Origin of the sequence: Bradyrhizobium zhanjiangense, from assembly GCF_004114935.1 — a bacterium.
In the GTDB taxonomy this organism is placed as follows: Bacteria; Pseudomonadota; Alphaproteobacteria; order Rhizobiales; family Xanthobacteraceae; genus Bradyrhizobium; species Bradyrhizobium zhanjiangense.
Map to the genome: position 1 here is coordinate 5,212,696 of NZ_CP022221.1, position 15,031 is coordinate 5,227,726.

12 protein-coding genes and 1 pseudogene are annotated in these 15,031 nt (G+C 65.1%); 5 read left to right on the forward strand and 8 right to left on the reverse strand.

The annotated features are described in order from the left end of the window. Positions 1–123: 123 nt before the first annotated feature. From ntrC to dusB, 3 genes are read right to left on the reverse strand one after another with little or no spacing between them, the layout of a single operon-like run. Positions 124–1,566: a nitrogen regulation protein NR(I) gene (gene ntrC, locus XH85_RS24920; protein ID WP_128933914.1), complete on the reverse strand. Its 1,443-nt coding sequence runs from the start codon at positions 1,564–1,566 to the stop codon at positions 124–126. Positions 1,567–1,575: 9 nt separating this feature from the next. Then, positions 1,576–2,745 carry a two-component system sensor histidine kinase NtrB gene (locus XH85_RS24925; RefSeq protein WP_128933915.1) on the reverse strand — a complete coding sequence of 390 codons (1,170 nt, stop codon included), beginning with the start codon at positions 2,743–2,745 and terminating at the stop codon, positions 1,576–1,578. Further along, a complete protein-coding gene (dusB, locus tag XH85_RS24930; protein WP_208758152.1) occupies positions 2,742–3,743 on the reverse strand; it encodes a tRNA dihydrouridine synthase DusB in 1,002 nt (333 codons plus the stop codon). Before dusB ends, XH85_RS24925 begins: the two co-directional genes overlap by 4 nt. Positions 3,744–4,024: 281 nt before the next feature. Between dusB and XH85_RS24935 the strand changes: the two genes are divergently transcribed. Together XH85_RS24935 and XH85_RS24940 are read left to right on the forward strand one after the other, a co-directional pair. After that, positions 4,025–5,206: a bifunctional 2-C-methyl-D-erythritol 4-phosphate cytidylyltransferase/2-C-methyl-D-erythritol 2,4-cyclodiphosphate synthase gene (locus tag XH85_RS24935; protein ID WP_128933916.1), complete on the forward strand. Its 1,182-nt coding sequence runs from the start codon at positions 4,025–4,027 to the stop codon at positions 5,204–5,206. Between the two features lie 3 nt (positions 5,207–5,209). Then, the gene (locus XH85_RS24940) at positions 5,210–5,818 is read left to right on the forward strand and encodes a CinA family protein (protein WP_128933917.1); all 609 of its coding nucleotides are present in this window, start codon (positions 5,210–5,212) and stop codon (positions 5,816–5,818) included. A gap of 8 nt (positions 5,819–5,826) precedes the next feature. On the opposite strand, the gene XH85_RS24945 is transcribed toward XH85_RS24940, so the two are convergent. Next, a complete protein-coding gene (locus tag XH85_RS24945; protein ID WP_128933918.1) occupies positions 5,827–6,603 on the reverse strand; it encodes a mechanosensitive ion channel family protein in 777 nt (258 codons plus the stop codon). A gap of 244 nt (positions 6,604–6,847) precedes the next feature. Between XH85_RS24945 and XH85_RS24950 the strand changes: the two genes are divergently transcribed. Both XH85_RS24950 and XH85_RS24955 read left to right on the forward strand, forming a co-directional pair. After that, positions 6,848–8,455, forward strand: coding sequence for an IS1182 family transposase (locus tag XH85_RS24950; RefSeq protein WP_128933919.1), 1,608 nt, complete (start codon positions 6,848–6,850; stop codon positions 8,453–8,455). Positions 8,456–8,606: 151 nt separating this feature from the next. Beyond that, positions 8,607–8,924, forward strand: a pseudogene (locus tag XH85_RS24955) (c-type cytochrome); the annotation flags it as partial. 121 nt (positions 8,925–9,045) lie between these two features. Here the strand turns inward: XH85_RS24955 and XH85_RS24960 are convergent. Together XH85_RS24960 and lipA are read right to left on the reverse strand one after the other, a co-directional pair. Continuing rightward, entirely contained in the window at positions 9,046–9,516 is a 471-nt protein-coding gene (locus XH85_RS24960; protein ID WP_128933920.1) for a type II toxin-antitoxin system RatA family toxin, read from the reverse strand. A 6-nt stretch (positions 9,517–9,522) separates the two neighbouring features. Next, complete coding sequence (gene lipA, locus XH85_RS24965) at positions 9,523–10,479, reverse strand: lipoyl synthase (protein WP_128933921.1); 957 nt, start codon at positions 10,477–10,479, stop codon at positions 9,523–9,525. A 130-nt stretch (positions 10,480–10,609) separates the two neighbouring features. On the opposite strand from lipA, the gene XH85_RS24970 reads away from it, so the two are divergent. Beyond that, positions 10,610–11,212, forward strand: a complete 603-nt coding sequence (locus XH85_RS24970; protein ID WP_128933922.1) for a DNA-3-methyladenine glycosylase — start codon at positions 10,610–10,612, stop codon at positions 11,210–11,212. A gap of 2 nt (positions 11,213–11,214) precedes the next feature. Here XH85_RS24970 and XH85_RS24975 read toward each other — a convergent pair whose 3' ends face one another. Both XH85_RS24975 and XH85_RS24980 read right to left on the reverse strand, forming a co-directional pair. Beyond that, the gene (locus XH85_RS24975) at positions 11,215–14,091 is read right to left on the reverse strand and encodes a valine--tRNA ligase (RefSeq protein WP_128933923.1); all 2,877 of its coding nucleotides are present in this window, start codon (positions 14,089–14,091) and stop codon (positions 11,215–11,217) included. Between the two features lie 126 nt (positions 14,092–14,217). Beyond that, entirely contained in the window at positions 14,218–14,976 is a 759-nt protein-coding gene (locus tag XH85_RS24980; RefSeq protein ID WP_164940136.1) for a PopZ family protein, read from the reverse strand. Between the last annotated feature and the right edge of the window lie 55 nt (positions 14,977–15,031).

The following is a 15,031-nucleotide window of genomic DNA, read 5'->3' on the forward strand; positions in this document are numbered from 1 at the left end:
AGCGGAACATTTCGGTCCGATCCGGACTTCTGCTCACCGCGTCAGCCACAACGGCCAACGCGATCCGGACAGGCTCAGCTCCGCCTTGGGTGGGGGAGCTGAGCCACCGTCCGTTCTGAAAGCCTAGCCCCCGCTCCGATACACCTGGATGTCGAGGTCCCGGATCTTCTTGCGCAGCGTGTTGCGGTTGAGGCCGAGCAGGTCCGCGGCGCGGATCTGGTTGCCGCGGGTGGCGGCGAGTGCAGCCGTCAGCAGCGGCACCTCGATCTCCTTGAGGATGCGGTGATAGAGGCCCGGCGGCGGCATGCCGTTCGGGAAGCCCTGGAAGTGCGAGGACAGATAGGCCTCCACCGCGCCGCCGAGATTGTCGACACCCTGCTGGACCGCCGCGCCCGGGCTGACCGAGGGTGGCGCGAGCTCGCCGTCAATGACCGAGGACGTGATCACGTCCTGCGGATAGAGCGCGGCGAGGCGCCGGGCGAGGTTTTCGAGCTCGCGCACGTTGCCCGGCCAGCGGTGCTGCTTCATCCGCTCCAGCGCCAGTGCGTCGAGCTTCTTCGGCGGCAAGCCATCCTTCTCGGCCAGCGTGAAGAAGTGCCGCACCAGATCCGGCAGGTCCTCGATGCGCTCGCGCAGCGGCGGCAGCCGCAGCGGCACGACGTTGAGGCGGAAGAACAGGTCTTCGCGGAACAGGCCCTGCTGGATCAGGACGCGCAGATCCTTGTTGGAGGCCGCGACGATGCGCACGTCGGTCTTGATCGGGGTGCGGCCGCCGACGGTGGTGTATTCGCCCTGCTGCAGCACGCGTAAGAGACGGGTCTGCGCCTCCATCGGCATGTCGCCGATCTCGTCGAGGAACAGCGTGCCGCCCTCGGCCTGCTCGAACCGGCCGGAGGCGCGAGTGTTGGCACCGGTGAAGGCGCCGCGCTCATGGCCGAACAGCTCGGATTCGATGAGGTCCCGTGGAATCGCTGCCATGTTGACCGCGACGAACGGCCCGTTGCGGCGCTTGCCGTAATCGTGCAGCGCGCGTGCCACCAGCTCCTTGCCAGTGCCGGACTCGCCCGTGATCATCACGGTGAGGTCGGTCTGCATCAGACGCGCCAGCACGCGGTAGATCTCCTGCATCGCCGGCGAGCGGCCGACCAGCGGGATCGCCTCCATCTCGGCGTCCTCGTCCGGCGTCGAGACCCGCTCCTTCGGCTCGGAGAGCGCGCGACCGACGATGGCGATCAGCTCCTTCAGGTCGAAGGGCTTTGGCAGATATTCATAGGCGCCGCGCTCGGAGGCACGGATCGCCGTCATGAACGTGTTCTGCGCGCTCATGACGATGACTGGCAGATTCGGCCGCATCTTCTTGATCCGCGGCAGCAGGTCGAAAGCGTTCTCGTCGGGCATCACCACGTCGGTGATGACGAGATCGCCCTCCCCCTGGCTGACCCAACGCCACAGCGTTGCGGCATTGCCGGTCAGCCGCACTTCGTAGCCGGCGCGGGAAAGTGCCTGATTGAGAACGGTGCGGATGGCGGTGTCGTCATCAGCTACGAGAATGCTACCTGCGGGCATCGCTAATCCTCATTTTGCCCCCTGTGATGCAGGCGACGGCTTCCCGGCAAAGTCGGCGCGACTGCTTTGATCGGCATGTTTCACCGATGTGGAATACATCGGCATCAGCACGCGGAAGGTGGTCTTGCGCGGCTGAGATTCGCATTCGATGATGCCCCCGTGATCGCCGACGATCTTTGCGACCAGCGCGAGGCCCAGACCCGAGCCGGTCTGCTTGGTGGTCACGAAGGGATCGAACAGGTTGGGCAGAAGGTCGTCCGGCACGCCTGGTCCGTTGTCTCTGACGCAGAATTCGAGCGGCAGGGATACCCGGGATTTTTGACCGGGGACTGACAGGCGCACGCCGGGGCGGAACGCGGTGGTGAGCTGGATCTCGGCGTCGGGCACGTCGATCAGGGCTTCGGCGGCGTTCTTCACGAGATTGAGGAACACCTGGATGAGCTGGTCCTGGTTCGCCAGCACCGGCGGCAGCGAGGGATCGTAATCCTCGATGAAGCGGATGTTGCGGGCAAAGCCGGACTGCGCCAGCCGCTTCACGTGATCGAGCACCGAGTGGATGTTGACGGGGCCGCGCACCACGGGGCGCTCGTCGCCGAACACCTCCATGCGGTCCACCAGCGTCACGATGCGGTCGGCCTCGTCGCAGATCAGGCGCGTCAGCATGCGGTCCTCGGAGGAAGCCTGCTGCTCCAGGAGCTGCGCCGCGCCGCGGATGCCGGACAGCGGGTTCTTGATCTCATGCGCCAGCATCGCGGCGAGCGCGATCACCGAGCGCGCGGCGCTGCGATGGGTGAGCTGACGATCCATCTTGTCGGCGATGGTGCGCTCCTGGAGCATCACCACGATGTGGCCGGGCCGCTCAGTGAGCGGGGCGACATGCAGATCGACCTGGCGATCGCCGCCCATGCGCGGCGTGCCGAGATCAACCTTGTATTCGTTGACCGGCGAGTTCGACGAGCGCACCTGGTCGATCAGTGCCAGCAAGGGGCTGCCGAACGGCACCAGTTCCTTCAGCGACTGCCGCTTCAGGAACTGCGTCGAGATTTCGAAGAAGGCTTCGGTCGCGATGTTGGCGGCGACGATCTTGCCGTCCGGCCCGATCATCAGCACGGGATTGGGAAGCGCATCCAGGATCGCGTCGCTGTCGGACGGCCGGCGCTGTTCGGCGGCTGAGTTCATGCAGCAGCGCTCCATGCGAAGTCGTCGAAGGCGTCTTGCAGCGATCGGTGGACCAGGCGCGCATCCTCGGAGGTCAGAATCTTCTGACGCCACCCTTTCAGCTTCTCGACTGAAGCTCCGCTCGCATCTGCCGCGATATCGAGCGCCCAGCCGAGATGCTTGCGCGCGTGCCGAAGGCCAATGCTCAGACCGTACAGCGCGCAGACGCCCTCATAGAGCGTGCGGATATAATGCAGCTGCGTCTCAAGCGCCGGCGTTGCTTCCTCTGCCCCGCCCCTCAGGCGGCGGCCGATCTGGCCGGGCAGCCAAGGCTGGCCCTGCGCGCCACGGCCGATCATCACGGCGTCGGCGCCGGAGGCGTCGAGCGCCGCGAGCGCTTTGTCATAAGTGGTGATGTCGCCATTGACGACGAGCGGAATGGAGATGGCCTCGCGCACCGCGCGGATCGCATCCCAATCGGCATCGCCCTTGTAAAACTGGCAGCGGGTGCGGCCATGCACGGTGACGAGATTGATGCCTGATGCTTCGGCGCGCCGCGCCAGTTCCGGCGCGTTGCGGCTGCGGTCGTCCCAGCCGAGCCGCATCTTCAGTGTCACCGGCACCTTCACCGCCGCAATCGTCGCATCGATCAGGCTGACTGCGTGGTCGAGATCGCGCATCAGGGCCGAGCCAGACTGGCCGCCGGTGACATGGCGGGCCGGGCAGCCCATGTTGATGTCGATGATGTCGGCGCCTTCGGCTTCGGCGATCCGGGCCCCTTCGGCCATCCAATGCGCCTCGCAGCCGGCGAGCTGGACCACGTGCGGGCCGATCCCCGTGGCTTCGCAGCGCAACCGCGACATCCGATGGCCGTTGGCGAGCTCATCGCTGGCGGTCATTTCCGACACGACGAGACCCGCCCCCAGCTCGGCGGCCAGCCGCCGAACGGGCGAGTCAGTCACCCCCGACATCGGCGCCAGGAAGACCGGGGTGGCGACATCAATATCGCCTATTTTCAACGGCTTAGAGCCGGATACTGCCGAGCCGGTCACAGGGGTCTCGTTGACTGGACAGGGCCTCATCGCGCCTGCCATGATCTATCTTGCGCACAATTCTTGTGCAGTCAAGCGTCATGCCTACAGTTTAGACAGTTCTGCAGATCTTTCAAGTGCAGTGCAGCAAAATGCTGTTTCCCACAAAGCGGGAAACCCCCTTTTTTTGCGGGCCTGCCGTGCTAGAGGCATGCCGTCAAATCACCCCACTCCCCGACTCTTCATCACCAACTGAGTATTTGAGTCCTATGGCGAAATCACAACGCACTGCGGTCGTCCTCGTCGCAGCCGGTCGGGGCTTGCGCGCCGGTGCCGGCGGGCCGAAGCAATATCGCGAGATCGGCGGTGTGCCCGTGATCTATCGCGCCATGGAAGCCTTCAGCCGTCACCCCGAGGTGTCGGCGGTGCAACCGGTGGTGAACCCCGACGACAGCGCGATGTTCACGGCGGCGGTCGCCGGCCTCAAGCACGAGCCGCCGGCCAATGGCGGCGCCACCCGCCAAGCCTCGGTCCTTGCAGGTCTGGAAGCGCTCGCAAAGCACAAGCCCGATATCGTCCTGATCCACGATGCCGCCCGCCCCTTCGTCTCGGCAGGCGTGATCTCCCGTGCGATCGAGGCGGCGAGCCGCACTGGCGCTGCGATCCCGGTCGTCCACGTCACCGACACCATCAAGCTCACCGGCGAGAGCGGTCATATCGAGGACACGCCGGACCGCGCGCGTCTGCGAATCGCGCAGACGCCGCAATCCTTTCGTTTCGACGTCATCCTCGAGGCGCATCGTCGCGCGGCGAAGGACGGACGCTCGGATTTCACCGACGATGCCGCCATTGCCGAATGGGCAGGATTGACGGTTGCAACCTTTGAAGGCGATGTTGCCAATATGAAGCTCACCACTCCCGAGGATTTCGTGCGCGAGGAAGCACGCCTGGCCGCCCAGCTCGGCGATATCAGGACCGGCACGGGCTATGACGTGCACGCCTTCGGCGACGGCGACCACGTCATGATCTGCGGCGTGCGCGTCCCCCATACCAAAGGCTTCCTCGCCCATTCCGACGGCGATGTCGGCCTGCATGCGCTGGTCGACGCCATTCTCGGCGCGCTTGCCGACGGTGACATCGGCTCGCACTTCCCGCCGAGCGATGCGAAGTGGAAGGGTGCTTCCTCCGATCAGTTCCTGAAATACGCAATCGAGCGCGTCACGGCGCGCGGCGGCCGCGTCGCCAATCTCGAGGTGACGCTGATCTGCGAGCGGCCGAAGATCGGCCCGTTGCGTGACACCATGCGCGCCCGCATCGCCGAGATCTCCGGCGTCGACATTTCGCGCGTCGCGGTGAAGGCGACCACCAGCGAGCGGCTCGGCTTCACCGGCCGTGAGGAAGGCATCGCGGCCACCGCGAGCGCCACCATCCGTCTTCCCTGGAGCGTGTAAGCCATGGGCGGCAGCGACGCACGCGCCCTCTCCCGCTCGCTGCTCGATCTGTGCCGGATGCGCAAGCTGACGATCGCGACGGCCGAATCCTGCACCGGCGGCCTCGTTGCCGGCGCGCTGACCGATATTCCCGGCTCCTCTGATGTCATCGACCGCGGCTTCGTCACCTATTCCAACGACGCCAAGCGCGCGATGCTCGGGGTCGAGGCGAGCACGCTCACCAATTTCGGCGCGGTCAGCAAGGAGACCGCAACCGCGATGGCGATCGGCGCCCTCGAGCGCGCCGATGTCGATCTCGCGGTCGCCATCACCGGCATTGCCGGCCCCGGCGGCGCCACACCCGGCAAGCCGGTCGGCCTCGTGCACTTTGCCGCTGCGGCGCGCGACGGCCGCATCATCCATCGCGAGCACCGCTTCGGCGCGATCGGCCGCAGTGCCGTGCGCGCCCGCTCCGTGGTCGAGGCACTGCGCATGCTGATGGACCTCGCCCGCGGCCCACAAGCCCAGGCCAAGCCGCGCCCCGCAGCCGCAAGCCGCTTGCGTCCCCGCGTCACCCGCTCGCCGCGCCGGCATGCGGTGAAGCGCAGGCCGCCGCGCTCGCCGCGGGGCTAAAGGCGCTCTCACGCCGCCGCCAGCAGCGCACTCGCATGATCGAGCACCCGCTGCTTGATGGCATCGGCATCGGACGGCTTCACCTTTGCGCTCACCGTCAATTCCACGACGGGCGCTGCGGGATCGGCAGCGATCACCTTTGTTACATTGACCGAGGGGGCGGTCCTGTCGTCGATGCGGGGGTCGTCGCGCAGCTCCTTCAGGATCTGGTCGGCCAACGCATTGGCCGCCCCTGCCCTGACCGGAAACGCCACCTTGATCTCGCCCGTACCGGGATAGGCGCTGTGGTTGATGATGGCCGCGCCCCACACCTGCCCGTTCGGCAAGAGGATCTGCGTGTTGTCGGGCGCGACCAGCTCGGTCATGAACAGCGACAACGACTTCACCTTCCCCGCCTTGCCGGCGACCTCGACGTCATCGCCGATATGGAAGGGACGGAACAGCAGCAGCATGACGCCGGCGGCGAGATTGGAGAGCGTGCCTTGAAGCGCAAGGCCGATGGCGAGTGAAGTCGCGCCCAGCACGGCAACGAGGCTCGCGGTCTGGATGCCGAAGAGCTGAAGCACTGCGATGCCAACGACCGCGAGCACGGCATAGCGAGCTACGCTGGCAACGAACAAGGTCACCAGCGGATCGACGCGGTGCGTGACGCCCAATACGCGCGTGACGAAACGCTGCAGTGCGCCGGACAGATACCAGCCGACCGCGAGTAGAAGCATCGCGTAAATCGCGTTCAAGCCATACAGGACGAGCGATGCTTTCAGCGTGTCAACATTGATGGTCATGGCGGCTCCAACCCGGACAATCCGTTGAGAACCCGCGACGGCGCGAAATGATCCCGGCGGATGTCGGCGGAACGGGTGCCGTAGTCGTGTAGCCCGGATGGAGCGCAGCGCAATCCGGGATTCGCTCTGCGGACACAGGGGTCCCGGATTACGCTTTCGCTCCATCCGGGCTACAAGCCTTGGTGTTGCCCGTCGAGGCTGGGCAAGAACGGCGCTTTTTGGGAGTTGATGTAGGATTCGTCTTATGGCGAATCGCACTTTCAAGACCGGCGAGAGCCGGGAACAACCCAGTCTTCTGCCTGCGCGGATTGAGGACTATGTCGGGCCGGACAATCCGGTCCGGGCGATCGAGAGCTTCGTTTGCGCGCTCGATCTTGCAAAGCTTGGCTTCCGCCACGCGGATCGTGGCGCGGAAGAAGTCGGGCAGCCGCCCTACGATCCTGCCGATCTGCTGAAGCTCTATCTTTACGGCTACATCAACCAGGTCAGGTCGTCGCGCCGGCTGGAGCGGGAAGCTGGCCGCAATCTGGAGCTGATCTGGCTGCTGAAGGGACTGAAGCCGGGTTATCGGACGATCGCCAACTTCCGCAAGGAGAACTGGAAGGCCCTGAAGGCCGCGAACCGGAGCTTCGTGCTGCTGGCTCGGGAGCTTGGGCTTGTCGGCGGCACGATCGTTGCGATTGATGGCTCCCTGTTCCACGGCGACGCCAGCAAGGCTTCCATCTTCACGCGCAAGCGGCTCGGCGACCAGATCGCAAGGCTGGACCAGGAGATCGAGGCTTACCGCAAGTCTCTCGAAGACAATGATGCGGCAGAAGCCAAGAAGGTGGGGAAGGACCGCGCGGGCGGTGATGGCCGAGGAGATGGCGGCGATATCGGTGCGAAGGTCGCGGCGCTGATGGCGAAGCGTTCGCGTGCCGAGGCCGATCTCGCTCGGCTGGAAGAGAATGGCGAGACACAACTGTCGCTGACCGATCCGGACGCCCGGCTTCTGGTCAAGAACGGTCAGGGCATTGCAGGCTACAATGTGCAGACCGCGGTTGACGACAAGCACAAGCTCATTGTCGCAAGCGAGGTGGTCAATGACAGCAGCGATGTTCGACAGCTCTCTGCGATGGCCAAGGCGGCCAAAGAAGCCCTTGGAGCCGAGACACTGCAGGCGCTGGCCGATGAGGGCTATTACAGCAGTTTCGAGCTGAAGGCGTGCGAGGACGAGGGCATCATTGCCTATGTGCCGCTGCCCGAAGGTAACGCGCGGCTCGAGAAGCAAGGCCGCTTTGCGCTCAAGGACTTCAACTATGACGGCGCAACCGACACCTACCGTTGTCCCGCGGGCCAGCCGCTGCATCCGCTCAAGAGCAGGCAAAAGAACACCAGCGGCCGCATCGAGATCCGCTACGCAGCCCGCGGAGCGATCTGCAGGACCTGCCCGCTCAAGGTCCGCTGTCTCTCACCGACCACGACCTACCGGACCATCGGTCGCTGGGAGCATGAAGATGTTCTCGAACGTCACCGCGCGCGCATGCAGGGCGCGGGCGATCTGATGCGCCGTCGTTCGGGGATTGTCGAGCATCCGTTTGGCACGCTCAAATGCCGTGCCGGCTATCGTCATTTCCTGGTCCGCGGCTTCGACAAGGTCCGCGGCGAATGGAGCCTGATGGCGCTCTGCTACAACTTCACCCGTGCGCTCAACATCCTTGGCTTTGACGGGTTTCTGGCCGCGCTCGCAAAGACGCTTGCTGTTTGCCGATGTATCCTTGCAGCCCTCCTGCAGCGCATCTTGGCTGCTCCAGAGGCATTCTGGACCAATATCCGGCAGCGGCTCGCAATCGGCCGGTCCGTTCCGGCCTGAGGCCGCCAACGACCAATTCTTGCCCGGCCTCGTCGGGCAAAATACACACCCGACGGGTCAATCGTAACAAGTGAAAATATTCGTCTTTACAGAATTTCTGATTTGTCGCATTGTCGCGCCACCTCATCCTAGTCAGAGGGGCGTATCGCGGCCGCGGCTGCCGGCCTAGCACCCGACGCCGCAGCTTCCAAAACCCAACATCGTCATCTACGGCGCGCCGATGCGCGGCATCGCGCCCTGCGGGTCCTGCCATGGCAGCCTCGACAACAAGACCGGCAGCCCTTGGCTTGAAGGCCAGTCGGAGGCCTATATGAAGGCGCAGCTCCAGGCCTTCGCCTCCGGCGAACGGCGCAATGACATCAGCCAGCAGATGCGCAACATCGCGCGCGCAATGACGCCGCAGGAGATCGAGCAGGCCGCGGCGTACTACGCCTCGCAGCCGCCGGATGTGGTGAAGGCGGTGGATTGAAGCCTCGTCATTGCGAGCGCAGCGAAGCAATCCAGACTGCCGCCGCGGACACTACTCTGGATTGCTTCGTCGCAAGAGCTCCTCGCAATGACGGCGGAGAGAGCGGTGCCCGCCGGGAAGACTAGGACGACGCCAGCTTCGGCCGGCCGTAGATCGCGTCGGCCCGCTTTTCGAACGCAGTGGAGAATCGCGCGAATGCAGCGTCGAACATCGAGCCCATCAGCATTGCCAGCATGCGGCTCTTGAACTCGTAGGCGAGGAAGAACCCGACGTCGCAGACGCGCTCGCCTTTGGGCTCGAACGTCCAGCGGTTTTCGAGGTTTCTGAACGGACCTTGCAGATATTCGACCAGGATCTTCAGATTAGCGCGGTCGAGCGTCACGCGGCTGGTGAAGGACTCCTTGACCAGCTTGAACGACACCGTCATGTCCGCGACCAGCACCTCGGTGCCGTCGGGTTTCGCCATGCGCTGGCGCACCTTCAGCGCGCTGCACAGCGGCACGAATTCCGGGTAGCGCTCGACATCGGCGACCAGATCAAACATCTCGGACGCGCTGTGGTTGACACGGTGCTTGCTCGAAACTCGATGCATGGTACGTCAGCGGGCGTGAGCTGCCCGCGCAGCCTTCAGTCTCGCGAAATCCTCGCCGGCATGATGCGACGAGCGGGTGAGCGGGCTCGCTGACACCATCAGGAACCCCTTGGTGTAGGCGACCTTCTCGTAAGAGCTGAACTCGTCCGGCGGCACGTAACGCATCACCGCGTGGTGCTTGCGAGTCGGCTGGAGATATTGCCCGACGGTGAGGAAATCGACGTCCGCCGAGCGCAGATCGTCCATCACCTGCAGCACCTCGTGGCGCTCTTCGCCGAGGCCGACCATGATGCCGGACTTGGTGAAGATGGCGGGATCGAGCTCCTTGACCCGCTGCAGCAGCCGGATCGAGTGGAAGTAGCGCGCGCCGGGCCGGACCGTGAGATAGCGCGACGGCACGGTCTCGAGATTGTGGTTGAACACGTCCGGCTTCGCCGCGACGACGACCTCGAGTGCCCCCTCCTTGCGCAGGAAGTCGGGTGTCAGGATCTCGATCGTGGTCGAAGGACACGCGGCCCGGATCGCACGGATGGTCTGGGCAAAATGCTCGGCGCCGCCGTCGGCGAGGTCATCGCGGTCGACCGAAGTAATGACGACGTGTGCCAGCCCCAGCTTGGCGGTTGCTTCCGCGACGTGCTGCGGCTCGGACGCATCGAGCGCGTTGGGCAGGCCGGTCTTGACGTTGCAGAAGGCGCAAGCGCGGGTGCAGGTGTCACCCATGATCATGAAGGTCGCGTGCTTTTTGTCCCAGCACTCGCCGATATTTGGGCAGCCAGCCTCCTCGCACACCGTGTGCAGGCCGTTGGCCCGTACGATGTTGCGGGTGTCGGCATAGCCGCGGGTATTGGGCGCGCGCACGCGGATCCAGTCCGGCTTCGGCGGCGAAGCGGAATCGGGCCGGTTCACCTTTTCGGGGTGGCGCGGGCGCAGCGGGTTCGAGATGGTATCGACAATAACGACCATGGGGTGTCCGGTCTGTTCTGGTCCTACCTAGTCGGTCTGGCCAAGCACCGCAACCCGGCTCGCCCCGCCTCAGAGAACATGGCAGATATGGGCAATATCCTGCTCTGTTCTCAGGCGATTCTCACCTCGAATGGCTCCAAGATCGAATGCCTTTCCATTGCGGCTCGGCAAGCCGCTGAAGCGGACCTTTTTCGGCCGCAGCGTCCACGAGGTCGCGCCTGACCTGATCGGTGCCACCATGCTGGTCGATGGCGTCGGCGGAATCATCGTCGAGGTCGAGGCCTATCATCATACCGACCCGGCCGCGCATTCCTATCGCGGGCCGACGCAGCGGAACCAGGTGATGTTCGGTCCGCCCGGCTATGCCTATGTCTATCGTTCCTACGGCATCCACTGGTGCGTGAACTTCGTCTGCGAGGAGGAAGGCTCAGCCAGCGCCGTGCTGATCCGTGCGCTGGAGCCGACCCATGGCTTGGCTGCGATGCGACGCCGCCGCCATCTTCAGGACATGCACGCGCTGTGCTCGGGCCCGGGCAAACTGACCGAGGCGCTCGGCATCACCATCGCGCACAACGCCGTGCCCCTCGACCGGCCACCGATCGCACTGCATGCGCGGACGGAGGATGTCGAGGTCGCTGCCGGCATCCGGATCGGTATCACCAAGGCGGTGGAGCTGCCCTGGCGCTACGGCATCAAGGGCTCGAAGTTTCTGAGCAAGCCGTTTCCGAAATAGGGCTACGATGCCTGCTTCAGCCGCTCCAGTGCTTCGAGCAGCTTGGCCTTGCGCGCGAGTGCCGCCTCGCGCTTTTCGCGCTCCTCCTCGACGACCTCCTCGGCCGCGTTGGCAACGAATTTCTCATTTGCCAGCTTGGACTCGGCGCGCTTGATGTCGGCGTCCGCCTTGCCGATCTCCTTGTCGAGACGCGTGCGCTCGGCGGCGACGTCGATCACGCCCTTCAGCGGCAGCGCAGCCACCTCGCCGCGCACCAGCAGCTGAACCGCACCGTCAGGCGCGCGATCGGCGAAGGAGATATCCGACAGCCGCGCCATGCGCTTGATGACATCAGTCCAGCGCGGCGCGCGCTCCCTGGTCTCGGCCGAGGCGCCGGCGAGCACCAGCGCCGTCAGCGTTGCCGGCGGGATGTTCATCTCGGCGCGTACCGAGCGGATTTGCGTGACGAGGTCGATCACCCAGCCGATCTCGGCCTCGGCCGCCGGATCGGTGAAGTCGGCATGGTCGAACATGGGCAGCACCCAGGCCGGCGAGATGAGCGGATCTGTCGGCCCTGCCGTCGCCGCAAGCATCGCGAGCTGCTCCGGCGTCGGCTGCGCCGGCTTCAGTGGCCACGGCGCCAATGCGAGCAGGCCGTCGCGCTTCGCCGTCACCTCCCACAGCTCTTCGGTGATGAAGGGCATGAAGGGGTGCAGCAGCTTGAGGATCTCGTCGCGCGCCCAGGCCACCATGGCGCGGGTCTCGTCCTTGGCGGGACTGTCCGGACCAAGCAGCACGGGCTTTGCGAGCTCGACGTACCAGTCGCAATAGACGTTCCAGACGAAGCGGTAGATGCTGCCTGCGGCGTCATTGAAGCGATAGGCTTCGATCGCCTCGGTCACCTCGCGCGTGGTGTGCGCGCTCTCATGCGCGATCCAGCGGTTCAGTGTCTCCTTCGCCTTCGCCGGCTCGAAGCCTTCGGGCACGGCGCAATGGTTCATCTCGGCGAAGCGACAGGCGTTCCAGAGCTTTGTCGCGAAATTGCGGTAGCCCTCGACGCGGCTGGTGGCGAGCTTGATGTCGCGCCCCTGCGCCGCCATCGCGGCCAGCGTGAAGCGCAGCGCGTCGGCACCGTATTCGTCGATCAGATTCAGGGGATCGATGACGTTGCCCTTCGACTTCGACATCTTGGCGCCCTTCTCGTCGCGGACGAGGGCGTGGATGTAGATGGTCGAGAACGGCACCTCCTTCATGAAGTGCAGGCCCATCATCATCATGCGGGCGACCCAGAAGAAGATGATGTCGAAGCCGGTCACCAGCGCATTGGTCGGATAGTAGCGCTGCACCTCCGGCGCATCTTCGGGCCAGCCGAGCGTCGAGAACGGCCACAGCGCCGAGGAGAACCAGGTGTCGAGCACGTCCTCGTCGCGGGTGATGAAGCCTTCGCGCTTGTTGCGGTCGAGCGCCATCTCGCGCCCCTGCTCCGGCGTGATGACTTCCTGCTCGACGTAATAGCCGAGCGCGTGGCTGATCGCCTCCTCCTCGGACTCGGCGACGAACACCTTGCCATCCGGACCGTACCAGGCCGGGATCTGGTGGCCCCACCAGAGCTGACGCGAGATGCACCAGGGCTGGATGTTCTCCATCCAGTCGAAATAGGTCTTTTCCCAGTTCTTCGGCACGAAGGAGGTTTCGCCCGACCGCACCGCCGCGATCGCCGGCTTGGCCAGCGTCTTGGCGTCGACGTACCACTGGTCGGTCAGATACGGCTCGATCACGCTGTTCGAGCGATCGCCATGCGGGACCATGTGCGTGTGCGGCTCGATCCGCTCGACGAAGCCGAACGATTCAAGCCGCTCGACGATGCGCTTGCGCGCGACGAAGCGGTCGATCTTGTGGAACTCTTCGGCGAACTGCGAGGCACCTTCGGGCAGGTCGCGCAGATAATCCTCGTTGCCGAGCAGATCGAGGCAGCCTTCCCTGTCGAGAACGCTGATCCTGCGCAGGCCGTGACGATTGCCGACCTCGAAATCGTTGAAGTCGTGCGCCGGCGTCACCTTCACCGCGCCCGAGCCCTTGTCCGGATCGGAATACTCGTCGGCGACAATCGCAATCTTGCGGCCGACCAGCGGCAGGATGACGTCCTTGCCGATCAGCTTCTGATAACGCTCGTCATCGGGATGCACGGCAACGCCGGTGTCGCCGAGCATGGTCTCGGGGCGCGTGGTGGCGACGACGATGAAGCTCGAGGGATCTTCGGGGCTGAACGTCTTGCCCTCGATCGGATAGCGCAGGTACCAGAGGCTGCCCTTGACCTCGACCTGCTGCACTTCGAGATCGGAGATCGCGGTCAGCAGCTTGGTGTCCCAGTTCACCAGCCGCTTGTCCTTGTAGATCAGCCCATCGCGGTGCAACTCGACGAACACCTTGACGACGGCCTTCGACAAGCCCTCGTCCATGGTGAAGCGCTCGCGCGACCAGTCGCAGGAGGCGCCGAGGCGCTTGAGCTGGTTGATGATGGTGTCGCCGCTCTCGGCCTTCCACTGCCAGACCCGCTCCAGAAATTTCTCGCGGCCCATCTCGCGGCGGCTGGGCTGCTGGCGCTCCATCAGCTGGCGCTCGACCACCATCTGCGTCGCGATGCCGGCGTGGTCGGTGCCGGGCTGCCACAGCACGTCGCGACCGCGCATGCGCTCGAAACGGCACAGGATGTCCTGAAGCGTATTGTTCAGGGCGTGGCCCATGTGCAGCGAGCCCGTCACGTTCGGCGGCGGGATCACGATGGTGAACGGCACCGCGTCGCGGCGGTCGGGGCGGCCGGCCTTGAAGGCAAGGCTGTCCTCCCACACCACGGACATGCGGGTTTCGATATCGGCGGGCTGGTAATTTTTCTCGATCATGGGGCTGCTAGAAAGCCGCGCGCGCGGTTCAAGTCAACGGGAAGCTCAACGGCGAGCGTTTTCGGCCCGGGCTGCAGGCCGAATATGACGCAGGAGCAGGGCTTTATCGGGGCCGCACGGCCGGTCTCAGCGGCCGCCGCGCGAGACCCGCTCGATTTCGGCCTTCACAATGCGTTCAACCAGGCCCGGCAGGTTGTCATCGAGCCAGGACTTCAGCATCGGACGCAGCATCTCCTTGACCAGATCCTCCAGCGTCCGCGCATTGCTGCTCAGAACCGTGTGGGCCAGCGAGTTGAAGGCGGATTCGACCGCGGAGACCGTGGATTGCGCGAGGATCGGCTGCTGCGGCGGCAGCGGCGGCGCATCGAAGTCCACCGGCGCGTAAGACGGCGGCGGCGCGGTGCGCGGCGGCGGCGATTCGGCGAATTCGAGATCGTCGCGCGGCTCGACCTTGTGGAAGCTGGGTGGCGGCGGAGGCGGTGTCGGGTCCATCGCCATCTCGTCGGTCAATTCGAGCACGTCGGGCTCCGGCTCGGGTTCGGGAGCGCGGACCTCCGGCGCAGGCGTGGCCGCGTCGAGCCCGGCCAGCAGCGCGTCGATGTCGTCCTGGCTGTTGGACGCGTCAGCCGCAGGTGCGGGCGCCGGCTGCGCCGGCTTTGCGGCCGGCGGCGGTGCGGGCTTTTCGGCGGCGGGTTTGGGCGGAGCGACCTTGGATGGCGGAATGTCGTTCATCGCCTGCGGCTTTGGCGGCGCGGGCACCGCAGCCTTCTCGGGTTTGGCGGCCTCTGTCGGCGGCGGCTTGGCCTCATCGTCGGCAATGATGCGCCGGATCGAGGCCAGAATCTCCTCCATCGAGGGTTCTGTGACCTTTGCAGGCTGCGTCATCTCCGACTCCACATCATCAACGCCCTCGCATGCGTTGTTTTACACCAAGCACGAC